The 18,217-nt window shown below is 57.5% G+C and carries 11 protein-coding genes; 7 read left to right on the top strand and 4 right to left on the bottom strand.

Annotated elements, in window-relative coordinates; all coding sequences use genetic code 11:
- Positions 1-82: 82 nt before the first annotated feature.
- From R1T46_RS09110 to R1T46_RS09100, 3 genes are all read left to right on the top strand, one after another.
- Positions 83-652 (top strand): NnrU family protein, encoded by a 570-nt coding sequence (locus R1T46_RS09110; protein ID WP_317308057.1) that lies wholly within the window; start codon positions 83-85, stop codon positions 650-652.
- A 296-nt stretch (positions 653-948) separates the two neighbouring features.
- Positions 949-1,794, top strand: coding sequence for a DUF72 domain-containing protein (locus tag R1T46_RS09105; protein WP_317308056.1), 846 nt, complete (start codon positions 949-951; stop codon positions 1,792-1,794).
- A 370-nt stretch (positions 1,795-2,164) separates the two neighbouring features.
- Complete coding sequence (locus R1T46_RS09100; RefSeq protein ID WP_317308055.1) at positions 2,165-3,457, top strand: hypothetical protein; 1,293 nt, start codon at positions 2,165-2,167, stop codon at positions 3,455-3,457.
- 12 nt (positions 3,458-3,469) lie between these two features.
- Here the strand turns inward: R1T46_RS09100 and R1T46_RS09095 are convergent, their stop codons facing one another.
- Positions 3,470-5,413, bottom strand: a complete 1,944-nt coding sequence (locus tag R1T46_RS09095; RefSeq protein ID WP_317308054.1) for a sigma-54-dependent Fis family transcriptional regulator — start codon at positions 5,411-5,413, stop codon at positions 3,470-3,472.
- Positions 5,414-5,790: 377 nt separating this feature from the next.
- On the opposite strand from R1T46_RS09095, the gene R1T46_RS09090 reads away from it, so the two are divergent.
- The gene (locus R1T46_RS09090; protein ID WP_286811884.1) at positions 5,791-7,593 is read left to right on the top strand and encodes a flavin-containing monooxygenase; all 1,803 of its coding nucleotides are present in this window, start codon (positions 5,791-5,793) and stop codon (positions 7,591-7,593) included.
- Positions 7,594-7,653: 60 nt separating this feature from the next.
- On the opposite strand, the gene R1T46_RS09085 is transcribed toward R1T46_RS09090, so the two are convergent.
- The 3 genes from R1T46_RS09085 to R1T46_RS09075 form a co-directional block, all read right to left on the bottom strand.
- Entirely contained in the window at positions 7,654-9,264 is a 1,611-nt protein-coding gene (locus R1T46_RS09085) for a BCCT family transporter (RefSeq protein WP_007152688.1), read from the bottom strand.
- Between the two features lie 129 nt (positions 9,265-9,393).
- A complete protein-coding gene (locus R1T46_RS09080; RefSeq protein ID WP_317308053.1) occupies positions 9,394-10,341 on the bottom strand; it encodes a DMT family transporter in 948 nt (315 codons plus the stop codon).
- Positions 10,342-10,437: 96 nt separating this feature from the next.
- Positions 10,438-11,319, bottom strand: coding sequence for an AEC family transporter (locus tag R1T46_RS09075; protein ID WP_286811885.1), 882 nt, complete (start codon positions 11,317-11,319; stop codon positions 10,438-10,440).
- Between the two features lie 260 nt (positions 11,320-11,579).
- Here R1T46_RS09075 and R1T46_RS09070 point away from each other — a divergent pair, with 260 nt between their 5' ends.
- From R1T46_RS09070 to R1T46_RS09060, 3 genes are read left to right on the top strand one after another with little or no spacing between them, the layout of a single operon-like run.
- Positions 11,580-12,392 (top strand): gamma-glutamylcyclotransferase family protein, encoded by an 813-nt coding sequence (locus R1T46_RS09070; protein ID WP_007152691.1) that lies wholly within the window; start codon positions 11,580-11,582, stop codon positions 12,390-12,392.
- 9 nt (positions 12,393-12,401) lie between these two features.
- Positions 12,402-13,127, top strand: coding sequence for a hypothetical protein (locus R1T46_RS09065; protein ID WP_075196979.1), 726 nt, complete (start codon positions 12,402-12,404; stop codon positions 13,125-13,127).
- Positions 13,128-13,146: 19 nt separating this feature from the next.
- Positions 13,147-18,201 (top strand): diguanylate cyclase, encoded by a 5,055-nt coding sequence (locus R1T46_RS09060; RefSeq protein ID WP_317308052.1) that lies wholly within the window; start codon positions 13,147-13,149, stop codon positions 18,199-18,201.
- Positions 18,202-18,217: the final 16 nt, after the last annotated feature.

Raw genomic sequence — 18,217 nt, 5'->3', positions numbered from 1 at the left:
TCCGGATGATAAACGCTTGAGGCTGCCCTGTCCCGGTTTGCGCAACTATACTGTCTGGAATTTCTCAACGGAGCATGGGTAAATGGCAACACTGATCGTTGGTCTGGTTTTATTTCTTGGCGTGCACTCTCTGTCCATCGTCAACGAACCGCTGCGCAATCGCCTGCATAACTCCCTTGGCGAAGGGGCGTTCAAGGGGCTTTACTCGCTGGCCGCATTGGTCGGTCTGGTTCTGATCGTTTGGGGGTATGGCAACGCCCGCCTCGACCCGACCGTCATCTACACATCTCCAGGCTGGCTCCGGCACCTGGCCATGCTCCTTCTGATTCCGGTCTTTCCCCTACTGCTGGCCACCTATTTTCCGGGCAAGATCAAGGCAAAACTTGGGCACCCAATGCTCGTCGCGGTCAAGCTCTGGGCTTTGGCTCACTTACTCGCGAACGGGATGCTGCACGACCTGTTGCTGTTCGGCTCTTTCCTGGCCTGGGCCGTGGTGGATCGGATCTCCTTGAAACGCAGAACCCAGCGGCCGATTGCGACCCTGCCGGCCAGCAAAGCGAACGATGCCATAGCGGTTGTTGGCGGTCTTGCAGTTTATGTGGTGCTGGTAATATGGGCTCACCAATGGCTCATTGGGGTGGCGCCGGTGTAACACCCTAAACACGCAACTCTGGCAAGTGACCGGCATGGTGCCAGTGATTAAACTGATGCGCGGGCTGTTCATTCATGGCAATGGGTTCCAGACGTTGATCGCTCCGATCAGAAACGTCAGGTCGACGAACTATTTCTCGGTGAAATACACTCGCCCCTGCTCGGAATCCTGACTGGGAGCACCGGTGTCAGCCACGTTTGTCAATGCTTCGATCCAGGCCAGGGCAGCCCTGATGTTTGTGACATGCAGAGACTAATTTTTAGCAGACCCTTGATCAACGGTGGTAAAACGGGACCATGGCACAACCCTATTTCCTTGGCTGCCCGCAGTGGCAACATCCCGACTGGAACGACCGACTCCCTCCCGGTCAGAGCCCGCTGGCGCGTTACAGCAGTGCCCTCAACTGCGTGGAGGGCAACACCACTTTTTACGCCACGCCCAGCCAGGAACAGTGCCGACAGTGGCGGTCACAGGTGCCCGATGACTTTCGTTTCCTGTTGAAGTTTCCACGCCTGATCACCCATGACCGTCTACTGAGTGGCGCTGGCCGCGAAGTATCTGACTTTCTTGAGATAATTGCGCCACTCAACGATGTGCTTGGCCCCATCCTTCTGCAACTTCCCGCCAGTTTCGGGCCAGAGCGTCTGGAAAACCTCTGGCGATTTATGGATGCCCTGCCCCCGACCCTGATCTGCACCGTTGAGGTTCGCCACAGTGCGTTCTTTGACAAGGGGGAGGCCGAGAAAGCCCTGAATCGTGGCTTGAGAGAACGCCGCATTGCACGGGTGTGCATGGACAGCCGGGCACTCTTTGCCGCGACCCCGGATAACGAGGAAACACGCGATGCACAGCGCAAAAAGCCGCGAGTACCAGTGCATCTGCTCCCTGTGGATGCAGCGCCGGTGATCCGCTTTGTCGGCCATCCCGACCTGGAGGCCAACCGTCCGTTTCTCGCACCCTGGGTTGAGCGCGCAGCTGCGTGGATCGAGGAAGGGAAACGTCCCTATATTTTCATGCACATGCCGAACAAGGGCGATGCCCTTTCCCTGGCGGCGCTCTGGAATGAGTTGCTGAAAAAACGTGTGCCTACAGTGGACGCGTTGTGCCTTGACGCCACCCAGCCACAGATGGGGCTGTTCTGAAAGACACTGCGCCATTTGCTGTTTAAATTTGTAATTGCCAATAACGGCGCCGCGCCCAATCAACAGGTCTGACCATACAGGCGTTAGTATAAACGTTATAAATAACAGAAACTTAAGAAACCAAAATCGCCCCGAGACCATGTAACGCTCAGTCTCACCGTGTATCGCTCTGTAAGCGCCAACTTCCTGACGATTCTCACCCGAAAAACCCTGAACCAGACCGCATATAACCGAAAAATGCCGCTGTAAGATTCGTCCGAACTCGTCAATGAATTGGTGCGAAACAATGTCAACTTGCGGCAATAATCTAACGAAGCATGGACTGCTGACTCTATCTTTAGCGGTTCTGCTTTCGGGCTGCGGTCTCGACATGACGTCCTCAGACAACGCCACGACACCACAGTCAGAAGCGTCAACCACTCCGGCGGCTGAAACGGTTGAGCTTGCCGGCGCCGCCATGAAAGGCGTTATTCAACAAGGCCTGGTGACCGCCACTCGCCTGATATCCGACAAAGACGGCTACTATGCTCCACAGCGACAGGCCGCAAAACCGGTTTTGACAGCAAACGACGGTAGTTATGTGTGGCAATTGCGAGGAAAGGCGGACAGCTGGGCTTTGGTAGAACTTACCGCTGACAGTAATACTCGCATGACTTGCAACGTCGTTCCCCAATGCGAACGCAGCGGCGCCGAGCCGGTTGCCTTTGGCGACACCATGATGCTGGACGATAGTTTCAGTCTGCGCGGAGCCGGTGATCTTCGCATGGAGACCGTCAACCTCACGCCGCTGACCCATTTGGCCGTGGCGCTGGCTGAGCGTAGCGAGAACGGGCTCTCCCCCGATGCACTCTCTGGGGCCTATGAAAGGGTTGAAGGCTGGTTTGGCCTGGCAGCAGGCTCCTTGCGCCTCGACCCGCCAGACCTGACTCGCCTGGACGAGTTTAACGGCGTGTCTGCCGATGCCCTGCAGGTCGCCGTTGCCAATGCGGCTTTCCTTGCCCTGGTCAACAACAACGCCCAATGGAACAACATTTCCGATGTCCTGAACAACGTGGCAACCCAGATTCTCGAAACCGGCCAGATCAGCCTGATGGGCGACGGCGAAAACATCGCTCTGGCCGATCTCGTGTCTGCCGCGGCAGTGCAGGCCTCTGAGCTGCAGGCCGAGGTGGACTCGAGCGTCATCAGCCAAAGACTCGTGGTGGCCGAATACCGCTACGTACAACGCTTCAAGACCATTGCAGAGGTATACGGCGAAGACGACACAAGCGTTGTCGATACACCAGAGCCCGATACCAGTGACGACAACAGCACTGGAGATACTGTCGCCGACAACGGAACGGACAACGACACCAGCGAACCGCCGGCCCCCGAGCCAAGCCCCGAGGACACCGTTCCGACCAACGCAGCCCTGCTAAGCTGGACCGCGCCGCTCACCAGAGAAAATGGTGACAGTCTCGCGATGGGCGAAATTGCCGGCTTTGAGGTGGTTTACGGCAACAGCGAGGACAACGTGGACCAAAGCCTGGCCATTGGCGACGCCTCTATCGACGAGTTGCTGGTGGACGAACTCACCGAGGGCACCTGGTACTTTGCTATCCGCACTCTGGATACGGATGGCAACCGCAGCCGGTTGTCAGAGGTGGTCTACAAGCAGATATAATGCAGCGTAGACTTATATTTTGCTTTGGAACCTCGGCGCCTCAATCGCCTGCTGCTGCATCCAGCGATAGATAGTCGGGCGTGACACTCCATAACGACGTGCGACCTCAGAGACGTTCCAGCGGTATTTCTTTAGTGCCGCCAATAACGGATCGCTCTCGTCGGGGTCGACATCCCGCTCAACGCTCGTTGCCGCGATCGCAGGATCTCTCAAGCACTCGTCTGGTAGGTCATTGGCCGTGATCTGTCCATCGTCGCAGGTAGCTTCTGCAAACGCCAGTGCATTAACAAGCTGACGAATGTTACCCGGCCAGTCGTAGGCAAGCAGCGCACTCATCGCATCTGCCCGGATTCGAACATCGGGCAGCTGTCCCTGGTCGATCAGGTGTGTGAGTACCCGGTTAATGACATGCTGTCGGTCAGCCCTTTCTCCCAGAGAGGGCAAGCGCAGCGTGGCCCCATTCAGCCGGTAATAGAGGTCAGCGCGGAACGCACCATGTTCAATCAGTTGGCCCAGGTCCTGGTGCGTGGCGGCTATCACGCGACAGTTCACTTTCACGGGACTGTCGGCGCCCACTGGCAGAATTTCGCCTTCCGCCAGCACCCGCAGCAGCCGGGTCTGGAGCTGCAGGGGCATATCCCCGATTTCGTCCAGGAACAATGTCCCACCATCCGCCTGCTGGATCATTCCCCGCATTCCTCTGGCCCGCGCACCGGTAAACGCGCCCGCCACGTACCCGAAAAGCTCGCTCTCGATCAGTGACTCGGGAATGGCTGCGCAGTTTACGGCAACAAACGCCCGTCGGGAGCGGTGGCTGGACTGGTGTATTGCCCGGGCAAGCACTTCCTTGCCCGTGCCGGTCTCACCCAGCACCAGCAGCCCGACATCTCTGTTCCTCAGTCGTTTGGCAAGACCAAGAGTTCGCCTCATGACGGGGTCATCCGCTGCCAGCGCATCTAGCTCAGGCACAGATTCATCAGTGGGCAGGGCGTCAGAAGATGCGGAAGCCGTCGACTTGATCCTAGGCTGGATCAACGCTGCAAAAAAGGTATTGCCACTGATGCAGTGCCTGAACGCCCTGACCTGATCATCCTGATCGTAAGGGATGCTCCAGATGTCCCTTAACTCGCATTCAAACAGGCTGGTCAGCTTGGTATCGCTGCCGTTTCCATGGCTCCACATGAGTGAACGACCGGCTGTATTGGCGGCCTCCACGCACCCATCCTCGTCAATGGCGAACAGGTACTGGCCATTTACCTGCACAAACTCCCGCGAGGCATCACACCGGAAGACCGCCTGATTGCGATAACGGCGGAGGAAATAGGCGTCCTCAATCATGCGGGCGTAGAGCTGGGTAAGGTGCAGTGCAAACGTCTGGCTGCTGTGTGGATCAGGCGAATCCAGAGCCGAAATATCGAGTACCGCAAGCAGGTTGCCCAGCGGATCAAGAATGGGCGCCGAGGTGCAGGTCAAGCTTATATGGGTTGCATCGAAATGGTCGACCCGGTGACATGTCAGGGCCTGCCCCTCTTCAATACACGTACCCACAGCACAGGTGCCCGCGTACTTCTCACTCCAATCGGCCCCCAGGTACAAACCGGCTTTACGCAAACGTTGGTCAGAACGCCGATCCCCCAGAAACTGCACGGTAATGCCCCGGTGATCCGTCAACAACAGCACATAACCCAGCTTTGCGATATTCATATACAGTTGCTCAACGCCGGCCCGAGCCACGTTGAGAAATTCATCGACCGAGTCCTGATGCTCCCTCAGGGTTTGATGAGTCACGATCCGGGCACGACGCGGCTGGCTCGGGTCCAGTCCGTACTCGTCAATACATCGCTTCCATGAGCGACCAATCAGTTCGGACTCCGGAGATAAAGCCGCACACACGCCTTCATCCGTATAACTTAGAATCGTATCTATGTGGCGCCGCTGTGCCTGTTGCATCGTCATGCCAAGCTCCTGCATTGCTCTGATATTGTTGTTGTCATTTACGATGAGATACTGCTTCGTCGTTCTGACAGCCTATACCGGATTACCCGGCATCAACATCCTCCTTTAGTGCCTGAGTGATCGTTACACCTGTAACGCATTTACAGGCAATCGCATTACAGCCGTAATGCCAGGGCCTTCTGCCACATAGCTCCGCCACCCCCTCCTCCTTTCACAAAAATCCCTGAAACCCCTTTATTTCAGATACCTGGAAAATAAAAAGCCCTTGGAGACCGATGTGGCACGTCATCTGCTCCGTTCCTATTAGCGTGTTCAACAACGCACCGGGGATCAAAGACTCCCCGCCAACAAAAACAATGGAAATCTGGAGAACCGTGATGACCGAAACCCAAATCACCCCCACCCAACGAGTTCAGCAGTGGCTTGACGGGTTCAGCGAGATACTGCAGTCGAGCGATCCTGGAAGGGCGGCGGAACTGTTTGAAGCAAACGGCTTCTGGAGAGATCTTGTTGCAATAACCTGGAACATAAAAACCCTGGAGGGCCGGGACCATATCCGCGACATGCTGGAACAGACCTCGAAACATGTCCTCCCCAGCAATTGGAAGGTTGCCGAAGACGCGACAGAACAGGACGGCGTGACCGAAGCCTGGATTACCTTCGAAACCAGGGATGCTCTGGGTAAAGGGCACATCCGGCTTCGCGATGGCGGTGCCTGGACCCTGCTGACCACCATGCAGGAATTAAAGGAGTTTCCCGAGAAGAAAAACTTTCTTCGACCCAAAGGCGCTCAGCATGGAGCGACCAAGTCACGGAAAACCTGGCTTGAGGCAAAGCAGGACGAAGAACAGGAACTGGGATACAGCCGCCAGCCCTACTGCGTGATCATCGGCGGTGGACAAGGGGGCATTGGCCTGGCCGCCCGTCTGCGGCAACTGGACGTGCCAACGATTGTGATCGAGCGAAACCCGAATCCAGGCGATTCCTGGCGCAACCGCTACAAGTCTCTTTGCCTGCATGACCCGGTCTGGTACGACCACATGCCTTACCTGCCGTTCCCGGACCACTGGCCCGTTTTCGCGCCGAAAGACAAAATCGGCGACTGGCTCGAAATGTACACCAAGATCATGGAGCTCAACTACTGGAGCTCAACAGAGTGCACGGGGGCGCGCTACGATGAGGCCGGTCAGGAATGGGTCGTGGAGGTGGTTCGGGACGGCGAGAAAGTCACCCTTCGCCCCAAGCAGCTCGTGCTGGCTACCGGCATGTCGGGCATCCCCAACATACCCGATATTCCCGGAATGGACAGTTTTGAAGGCGAGCAACACCACTCCAGCAAACACCCCGGTGGCGCTGCCTATAAAGGCAAGAAGTGCGTAGTCCTGGGCGGAAATAACTCCGCACACGATATCTGCGCTGCGTTATGGGAGAACGACGCCGACGTCACCATGGTTCAGCGTTCATCAACCCACATCATCAAGTCCGACACTCTGATGGAGCTGGTGCTAGGCCCACTCTACTCCGAAGAGGCGGTACAGAACGGCATGACCACAGAAAAGGCCGATCTCACATTTGCGTCGGTGCCCTTCAAAATCATGCCCGATATGCACATCCCGGTTTACGAGCAGGTCGCCGAACAGGATGCGGACTTCTACAGTCGGCTGAAGCGAGCAGGGTTCCTGCTGGACTTTGGCGATGATGGCTCAGGGCTGTTCATGAAATACCTGCGCCGTGGCTCAGGCTATTACATCGATGTCGGTGCATCCGAACTTGTCGCCCAGGGCGAAATCAAGCTTAAAAGCGGGGTCGGTATTGAACGCATCAACCCCCGATCTGTCACCCTGACGGATGGCACCGAACTGCCGGCCGATCTGATTGTTTACGCCACCGGCTTCGGCTCCATGAATGGCTGGGCGGCACGAATAATATCCCAGGAGGTCGCCGATAAAGTTGGAAAGTGCTGGGGTATGGGATCAGATACCACCAAAGACCCTGGCCCCTGGGAAGGTGAGCTGCGCAATATGTGGAAGCCAACGCAACAGGAAGCCCTCTGGTTCCACGGGGGCAACCTGCACCAGTCACGCCACTACTCGCTGTATCTCGCACTTCAACTGAAAGCCCGAAAAGAGAGCATCGACACGCCAGTGTACGGTATGGAAAACGTTCATCACCTTTCCTGACTCCAGGATGGCTGGCCTCGGCCAGCCATCAACAGTGATCAGCAACCAATTCAGGTCAGTTCACAACTGCTCTGGCCGCGGTGGACTGCCCACCCTCACTTCGCTGAGTTTCTCCTGGGCCAGGCCGCGGAACAGGGCAAACATCATGGCGAATACGAGGATGAACATCGGCAGGCCAACCACGGTGATCACTTCCTGCAACGCGGTCAGCCCGGCGTCACCGGCAAGTACGATCAGCATCGCTGCCAGCATGCCTTCAGACACACCCCAGAAAACGCGTTGATGCCAGGGGCCCGGGTCCGGCGAGCCCGTGCATAACATATCGACCACCAGGGAAGCGGAGTCCGATGAGGTCGCGAAGAAGATGGCGACAATCACAACCGCCAGGCCCTGGATCAACGTAGCCCCCGGAAAGTTTTCGAAGAACGCGAACATGGCCAGGGGAACACTCTCCCCTACGGCTTGTGACAACACCCCCGCCTGTTCGCCCAGCGCCTCCCTGGCCTCCGGCCCAATGCCATCGATCTGCATTGCTGACCAGCCGAAAATGGCGAACCAGATCAGGGTGAAGATTGATGGCGCGAACAGGACCCCGAGCACGAATTCACGGATGGTCCGCCCCCGTGAAATCCGCGCCACGAAGATGCCGATAAAGGGCGACCAGGTCACCGTCCAGGCCCAGTAGAATACCGTCCAGCTGCCCTGCCATCCCCAGCCGCCATCGTCGCCGGTATAGCTTGCAAGTGTGTCGTTCCAGAAGGCCATGGGCAGCAGGTTCGATATGTAGAGGCCAAACGTCTCAACCACGGCTCGCAGAAGGAAAACCGTCGAACCGGTGAAGAGCACGAATACCATCAGGCCAACGGCCATACCGATATTGATGTTGGACAACCGCTTCACACCCGAGTCCAGCCCGGCGACGATCGACCCCACAGCGACGGCCGTCAGGATGGCAATGATCAGCACCTTGGTGATTACCGCATCCGGAATGCCAAACAACTCAGTCAGCCCGGCGTTGATCTGCTGCGTGCCCAGCCCGATTGACACCGCCACACCGAACAGCGTGCCGAGGATCGCAAACACATCGAGAGTCTTGCCGAGAGGCCCGTATATGCGGTCGCCGATCAACGGATAGAACACCGAACTGAAGCGCATCGGCAGGTCGTAACGATAGATAAAATACGCAAAGGCAAGCCCCGGCATGGTGAAGATCGCCCAGGTGTGCAGCCCCAGGTGGTAGATAGCGAAGCTCATGGCATCGTCGGCGGCTTCGACCGAATAGGGCTCGACATTCGGCCTCGGCGGGGAAGAAAAGTGCGAGATGGGCTCGGCCACGCCCCAGAACATCAGCACGGTACCGATGCCGCCGGCAAACAGCATGGTGAACCAGGAAATATTACTGTAGGCCGGTTTCGCGTCGTTGCCGCCCAGCCGGATGGCGCCGAATCGGCTGAGCGCAACCCACAAGAGGAACGCTACCCAACTCGTCACCCCGAAAATGAAAAACCAACCCAGGTTGGTAACAATCCATTCACGCCCCGCTCCGAAGGCCTCTCCGATTGGGCCGGGCGCAATCAGGAGCACGACCAGAAACAGGATCATGATCCCAGCGGACGTGAAAAAGATGGTCGGGTTGGTCCTGAGACCCAACTTTTTTGCGAGAGCTTCCATGACGATTCCTCCCCGAGTCTTTCCGACAACATAGGAGCTAATCGAACGGCACGCCAAATTGTGGGCGAGATTTCATGCTTCTGAAGGCAAATGGCTATCGCCAGAGAACGCTGAAATCCCGGTTGATTACTACTGGGACTTGCTCGAATAGACGCTCAAGGCCGTCACTGTGACCAGGATGAGCCCCATGCCGAGGAACTGGACGCCGCCCAAGCTCTCATTGAGCAATAAAATGCCGAAGAGCGTAGCGGTAACAGGTTCGACCATCGCTACAACGGCAGCGACGGTTGGTACGGTGTGCTTGAGACCCACGATATAGCTTATAAAAGACACGCCACCACCGAGCACCCCCAGCGCAATGAACATCGGCCATTCCGGTGCACCCAGCACAGCAATGACCTGCACAAGGCTGGCTGGCCAGATCAGAACAATACCGAGCACGGCAAACGCGATCACCAGAGCAGCCTGAGGGCTGCCGTTCCTGGCAGCAAACTTGAAGCCGAAAATAAACAATGCATAGGACAACCCCGAAAGCAGGCCGGCAACCACGCCAACCCACGTAATACTGCTACCGCCAACGTCATAGATACCCGTGAGTAGAGCGATGCCGACAATAACGATGACAATGGCCACGCATTTGAACGGCGTCGGCTGCTCCAGCCCGATGGCAAAGGAAACCAGAAACACGAACACCGGGGCGCAATACATGAGGGTCACCGCGACGGCAACGCTGCCCTCGGAGATACTGAGGAAATAGAAGGAGAAGTTGCCCGCCACGCCAAGGCCGGCCACCGCCGCCCAGAACCAGAGCCGCGGCTTGGCCAATCCGCTGTTCCCAGGACATAGAATCAGCCAGACAAGTACAAACAGCAGGCCGACAATCCCCCGGTAGAACGAGACTACGAACGAGCCCCACCCTTCTGCGAGCAGGATGGCGCCGATACCACCCGAAAGCCCCCAGAAAAGGGCTGCAAGCGCTACAAGCATTGCACTTCTTGGCGCGCGGTCACCGGATTGTTCTGGCGTGTGATCAGTCAGAATACTCTCCCGCCCGGCCAAACGATTGCTGGTAGACACGGTTCATTCAGGGTGACTGCGGAAACTGGGCACCGTCAATACGTTGGAGCCGCAAGCCGACCTGATGTTCGCCGCAGCAATCCCGGGCGCTGCCCACTACGCAAACAGGGCAAAAATTACGGCAATCCCCAAAGAAACCAGCAACGACATTGGAATAGTCAAAGCGATCTCCTGCGACGGCCCTTGATAGCGCACCGACAGTACGTAGCTCATTACCGCCACCGGCATCGCACACTGAATCAGGAAAACCTGCGCTTCCATGGCGCTCAACGGCCAAATCAGCAACAGCACCCACGCAAGGGCTAGACCACCCAATGGCCGATACAGACTGAACACGAGAGGCCTTAGCATATCCCGCGCGCCTGACAGCCGCAGGTTGGCAATAGAGCTGCCCAATTGCATTAGCATTATCGGTACGGTAATCGAGCCCAGCATATCCAGCGTTATCATCACCGGTCCAGGCGGGCGAATGTTTGTCGCCAACAGAAAAGCACCTGCGATCAATGCCAAGACGGGCCCGTTCTTCAGCATTGCCCTGATGGAAAACCGCCCGGACAGGCAGCCGATTCCCAACGTAAAATGACTGACCTGAATCACCGAGGAAATCACCACCGCCAGCCCAAGCGACTGCGGACCAAACAGCGCAAAGCACACCGGAATCCCCATATTGCCCGTATTCGGGTGCACCAACGCCGGAAGATAGGACCTCACCGGCAGGCCAGCTAGCGTAAGCAACAGTGCAGTGACCATCGCCATGACGAACAGCCAGGCCACGGTAATGCCTACAAGGGCACCCATTCCTAAAATGTCCATATCCATGCTCAATACGGAGTGGAGCAGCAACGCGGGGATTCCAACGGTGGTAACCAGACCAGCCAATGCCTTGCCGTCAAAAAAATCGGTTTTTCGGCCAAGAATGGCCCCGAGGAGTATCAAAGACAGCAGAGGGACAAGGGCTTCTGTGAGATGCTGAATCATAGTGAATAAAGAGAGGTCATGGTTTCAGGCTAAAGGGAACGGGGTTTGGCACTTTCAATACTCGGGTATAACTTCAACGCGAGATCATAAATAATGATGCCATATAGACTACCATTAAGCCCCAATATCCCGGGGTAAAGGTAGCTCCGCGAAAACCGATACCTGGCCGTATTGCTGATAAGCCAATCTGCCACCGCCTTTGCCGTGGCAGGTTATAGAAAAGTACCTGAGGGCAGGTTAACCTGTAATCTATTGAATCTATGTTTTACTACTTTGGCTTTGGCTCCAACATGAGCATGCTCTCGCTGAGAGCGAAGGGTGTCGAGCCTCGGGCATCTACGAAAGCGGTGCTGCGCGGATGGCGGTTACGCTTCAACGTGCAGCACTTCTTCCGCCATGAGGGTGGTGTTGGCAACATCGAAAACACCGGCCACCCGGACGACCGGGTTCTCGGCGTGCTCCATGAATGCCCGGACGAGGCGCTTTCTCTGTTGGATCAGGCCGAAGCTTACGGGCATGGCTATAACCGCATAGAGATCGAGGTAGAGCCGGATAACCCTAGCGCGGCAATGGCCCCGAAAGTCTCTGCTCTCACCTATGTGGGCATGCCCCAGTTTATCGACAACGACTGCCGACCAAGCCGTCGTTACCTGAACATCGTTCTGGAGGGAGGCCGCCAGGCCGGACTGGATGGCAAATACCTGGAGTCACTGGCCAATCAGCCCATTCATCAACTTGATGAGTACCCAACGTTCGCGGCACCACCCGGAGACTACCCAACATTTGACCGGGCGTTGCTGGCAAAACAGCCGCTGTACACGGCCCTCTACGGGGCCGTGTTTGATATGTCCGAGGCGAGGCCTCTGCACCACTTCCTCAAAGGCTTTTTTGGAGGCAGGGACATGACGCTTTTTCACCTCAGACGGCTGGACAGCAGCAACGTTGATGAAACCATGGACGATATCCGGAACGGACGCCTCAACAAGGCCCAGAAGCGATACCTCAACGCCTATCTGAACGAATACGCCAGAGAGTATCGCTACGTCGGCCGCTATAACTATGATAAAGACTGAGGAGTTCTCATGCCGTCTTTCCCGCCAGCCCTGGCACACAATGCCATCGAAGAGATCCTGCCGGATCTGTTTTTTGTCAGTGGTGCCATGGAAACCGTCCTTATGGACCTGGATTGGCAATTCAGCCGCAACATGACCATCGTCCGTGACGGTGAACGGCTGATCCTCATCAATACGGTCCGCCTTGATGATGACGGCCTGGCGGAACTGGACCGACTGGGAAAAGTAACCGACGTGATTCGGCTTGGCGCTCTGCATGGGCGTGACGATGCGTTCTATGTTGACCGTTACCAGGCGCAGTACTGGGTGATGCCAGGTCTGGAACCGGAGGACCAAAGCGGGTCTGAAAGAGAGGCAAACGTCCTCGGCCAGACGCTGCCCCTGAGTGACGCATCGCTATTTCAGTTCCAAACTACCAAACTTCCTGAAGGCGTACTCCACCTCCAGCGGGATGGCGGCATCCTGATAGCCTGTGACGCCCTGCAGAACTGGCTGAAACCCGACGAGCACTTCTGCGACGCCTCGCGACAGCGAATGGAGCAGATGGGCTTCTTCACACCCGCCAACATTGGCCCAGTCTGGCTGCAGGCGGCGGAACCTGCTGCCGAGGATTTTAACCGCCTCAAAACACTGAACTTCAAACACGTTCTCTGTGGCCATGGCCAACCCCTACTGGACAACGCCAAAGAGGACTTCAGCGCCACCTTCGATCGAGTGTTCCATTGCCAGGCGTGATCCCCAGGAGCGGCACCTGATGCAGAGCGAATTACAGCTGCCCGGATACACAATCTCCTTCTGCCTCTGGAGAAAAGCAGGCCGGGCGGTCTATCGCGCACGGCGACTCTCGGACGGTGCAGACGTCTGCATTGAAACCCTTGATACCGAATATCCCGACCGCAGGCAGGTGGCCACGCTCAATCACGAAGCCAGCATTGCTTCACGGCTCGACGGCGTGAAAGGCGTACGCAGGGTTCATGACATACTGCCACACGGTAGTGGGAACCTGGCGCTCATCACCGATCCCTGTGAGCGTTCGCTTGCCTCGGTAATGGCCGAGAGCCGTAACAGACGCTCGCCCCTGCCCCAGGCGCTGAAAATAGCCCAGGCCCTGGTACAGATTCTGAGCGACATCCACGCACAGGACATCGTGCACAAGTCGCTGACACCCCATAACGTCCTGTTTGACTCAAGAAGTGGCGCACTGGTGCTGTCGGGGTTCAATATAGCATCGGAGCTGGGGCAGGAGCGGCAGGCCAAACAGCTGCCCAATCAGCCCGAGGCGGCATTGGCCTACATGTCGCCGGAACAGACCGGGCGCATGAATCGGAGCCTCGACTACCGCTCGGACTACTATTCCCTCGGCTTGCTGCTGTTTGAACTTCTGACCGGCCAACCTCCGTTTACAGCCAACAATACCCTGGAGTGGGTACACAGCCACATAAGTCGTCTGCCTCCGGCGCCTCACACCGTGTTTGAGGACATACCCGAGGCCCTTTCAGACATTGTGCTGAAGCTTCTGGCCAAATCCCCGGAAGAACGTTATCAAAGCAGCCTGGGCCTGCTGCACGACCTATCCCGTTGCGCCACGTCGATAGAACAGGATCTGCCACTGCTGCCCTTCACACTGGGTGAAAAGGATCATCTGCAGAAGTTTCTGATTCCCCAGGCACTTTACGGCCGTGAGCGCGAGCTGCAGGAGCTGCTGGGCCTGTTCGAGCAGGCGGTGGAGGGACGATCCCGCTTCTGCCTGGTTCACGGCTACTCCGGCGTTGGCAAGTCGGCACTGGTCAACGAAATTGATCGCTACCAGATCCGCGAACGCGGCTTCCTGGTCCAGGGCAAGTTCGACCAGTTCCAGCAAAGCGAAGCCTACTCAGCACTGGCAGCCACCTTTCGTGCCCTCGTGCAGCAAATCATGCTAGAGCCCGACAACCAGCTTGACTGCTGGCGCACCGAACTGCTTGGTGCGCTGGGGCCCAACGGCGCCCTGGTGATCGACCTGGTACCGGAGCTGGCGCTGATTATCGGCGAACAACCCCCTGTGACCGAGCTGCCACCCTCAGAGAGCCGTAACCGGTTGCAGCTGGTACTGACCGCATTCCTGCGAGTGTTTGCCGGCGAAGGCCATCCGGTCGTGCTGTTCCTGGACGATCTGCAGTGGAGCGACACCCCAACCCTCGACCTGATACGCCGTATAGTCACCTCCAGGGACCAGAGCCACCTGCTGTTGATTGGCGCCTATCGCAGCAATGAAGTCGGCCCTGGGCACCCGCTCAGATTGCTCCTGGATGACCTCAACAACCATCGGCGAATTCATCAGATCCCTGTGGGGCCGCTTGATGAATCGTCGGTGGACCAAATGGTGGCCGATGCCCTGCGTTGCGAGCCGGAAACGAGCCGCACACTGAGCGAGATGCTGTTTCACCGCGCCCAGGGCAACCCCTTCTTTACCAACGAGTTGCTGCGACAGTTCCATGCCCAGGGGGCAATCTGGTCAGATTCGGGCAGTGGCCAATGGCACTGGCAGCTCGACAGGGCCAGTTGGGATGAAACCAGCCATGACGTGGTTGAGTTCATGCTGGATAACCTGCGACAGCTCCCGGACGAAACACAGAACGTACTTCAACTGGCCGCCAGCATCGGGAATACCTTTACCCTGCAAACGCTCGCCACCATCTACGAGCATACCGTTGCGGAAACCGCCCGGGCCCTTCTGCCGGCGTTGAAACAGTACACCGTGCTGCCGCTACACAGTGATTATCGCCTGGCGAGACACCAGGACGAAGAGCGGGTGCTCAACCCCAGCTATCGTTTTCAGCATGACCGTGTGCAGCAGGCTGCCTACAACCTCATTGCGACCGACGAGCTCCCCAGGGTACACCTAACGGTCGGGCGCCTGATGTTACAACACGGCGGCGGGCAGGTCGCCGATGACCAATTGATTGATATCGTGAATCATCTCAATCAGGGGCGCGCGCTGATCCAGTCCGGGTCAGAACGCCTTCAACTGGCCGAGTTCAACCTTCGTGCCGGCAGTCGCGCCCGACAAACCTCGGCCTATCAACAGGCACTCGACTACTTGCAGGTCGCCGAGGAATTGCTGCCAGACGACGCCTGGTCACAGATGCCCTCACTGATGGCCACATTGGCGTCAGAGATACAGCTTTGCCTCTACCTCACCGGACGTACCGAAGAGGCCGACCATTGGTTGGAGCAGATGCTGGACCATGCGGACTCCCGGCTGCATCGCGCCGACATTCTCGCCATACGTACCCGGCAGAATGCCACGCTGGGTAGAATGGAGGCGTCTATTCACGCTGCCATTGAGGGGCTGGCACTATTGGGTGTCAATTTCACCGAACACCCCAGCCAGCACGATATCGATGTCGAACGCCAACGGGTACTGACGAACCTGGCTGGCCGCGAAATCACCGACCTGGTTGATGCTCCTGTCATCGAAGACCCAGCCACATTGACCGCCATGCGTCTGCTGATGGAAATCTTTGCGGCCGCGTTTCTCTCCGGCAGCAAGCTGTTCAGCTACCTGGTGCTAAAAGCGGTTAACCTGGCTTTGCATCGGGGCAACTGCCCGGAATCGGCGTTTGCCTATGCCGCCTACGGCATGCTTTTGTGTGGTGAGCTGGACGAGCCCGCCCTGGGCTATCAGTACGCCAAGGTTGGCCTGGCCATCAATGAACGGCTTGATGACCTCAGCCTGAGGGCGCGCGTTATCTATGTATACGCCATGTTCGTTCATCACTGGAGCAACCACTGGGCAACGCTCACGCCCTGGTTCCGCAAGGGCATCGAAGCCGGCTATCAATCCGGCGACCTGCTCTATCTGGCCTACAGTGCCCAGGACTGCGTGATCTGGGACCCGGGCATGGATCTGGAAACCGCAAGCCAGTTGCATCAGGAAAACCTCAACATCGTTCGCGAGTGCGCCTACCAGGATTCGCTGGACTCCGGTTCCCTCTTCCTACAGATGCAGCGCAATTTTCTTGGCACCACCCACTCACCGGCCAGTCTGAGCACCGATGATTTTGATGACCAGGCGTGTCTCGAGGCAATGAGTACGCGCCAGTTCATGACCGGCATTGCCAATCATCATATCTACAGTGCCGAGATCAACCTGCTCTACGGGAACTACGAACAGGCACTGCACTTTGTCAGAAAGCAGGACAAGCTAATCAAGTCCGCGATGTCCCTGCCCCAGCTCGTGCGTTTCTACATTGTTGCCAACCTCACCCTCACGACCCTATTCCCCACCATGAACAGGGCTGACCAACAGGCCACACGAGAACGCCTGGAACGGGACCTGGCGCGCATGACCCGTTGGGCGGACAATTGCGAAGCGAATTTCCGCCACCTTCAATGGCTGATGACCGCAGAACTCGCCCGCCTGGATGGCAGGCACGACGCCGCACTGGAGCTCTATGACACGGCCATCGACACGGCACGGGCAAACGGCTTCCTGCGCGATGAGGCCACTGCCTTTGAGCGCGCCGCACGGCACCTGCTGGCAGTGGGTAAACGGCGTTCAGCCGAGGGTTATCTCCGTGGTGCCCACGGGGTATACAACCGCTGGGGCGCACAACGCAAGGTAGAACAGCTGGAAGACGAGTTCCCGGTGCTTCGTCAGTGGGTTCAGGCCCACCTCAGCCCACCAGGAAGCCATTTGGCCAGTCTCGACCTGGCATCGGTTATGAAAGCCTCCCGTGAGATCTCCGGCGAGATGGTGCTGGACCAGCTGTTGCAGAAAACCCTGGCGATTCTGCTGGAAAATGCCGGTGGGCAATGGGGCTGCCTGATTGTCCGGGCCGGTGGTGCGTTCAGTGTCGAGGCCATAATCCGGCCAGAGCAGCCGTCACCACAGGTTGAGATCCCTACCCACTCAACACTCAGCGATCGTCAGGGCAAGGCCCTCGCCCTGCCAATGAGCGTGATCAGCCAGGTGTTTCAAAGGGGCGAAGCCGTGGTCCTGCACGATGCCATGGCCGACGGCCCGTTTGTGAACGACCCCTACACTGTTCACCTGCATCCACGATCAGTACTGTGTGTCCCTATCATCGTGCGGGAACGTTTTGAGGCGGCGGTCTACATGGAGAACAACCTGACCGACGCCGTCTTCACCGACGACCGGGTGGAATTGATTCAACTGCTCTCCGCCCAGGCGGCTGTCGCCATCGAAAACGCCCGGCTCTACACCCAGGTACAGGACCATTCCCGGCTCCAGGAAGAGAAAGTGGTTGAACGCACGGCAGAGCTGGAAGAACTCAATGAAGAACTGCAACGCCTGGCCGACCGCGATGGCCTGACCGGCGTCGCTAACAGGCGTTCCGGTGACGCCTACCTCAAAGACACCTGGCTGCGCCTGAGAAGGCAGCCCCAGCCCTTATCTGTGGTTATGCTCGATGTGGATCACTTCAAGCACTTCAACGACAATTACGGCCACCAGATGGGTGACGAATGCCTGATCCGGGTTGCCGAGACACTGCAGGCGCAACTGCAGCGCTCAACCGACATGGTGGCGCGCTACGGGGGAGAAGAGTTCATTCTGATACTCCCCAATACTGACGAAAATGGTGCGATACAGGTCGCTGAAAATGCCCGCGTTGCCATCGAAGCATTGGACATCAGGCACGACCATTCAACGGCGCGAGATTGCATCACCGTCAGCGTGGGCTGCGCCACCATCGTTCCCGATGACAAGAGCAGTCTCGAAGAATTGGTCTTTGCCGCCGATGCCGCACTCTACAAAGCCAAAGAGAGCGGCCGAAACCGAATTCAAGCGGCTGAGAGCGCTTGAGATAACGAGACTTTTT

This window comes from Marinobacter salarius (assembly GCF_032922745.1).
Taxonomy (GTDB): Bacteria; Pseudomonadota; Gammaproteobacteria; order Pseudomonadales; family Oleiphilaceae; genus Marinobacter.
This window is presented reverse-complemented; position numbering and strand designations above follow the sequence as displayed.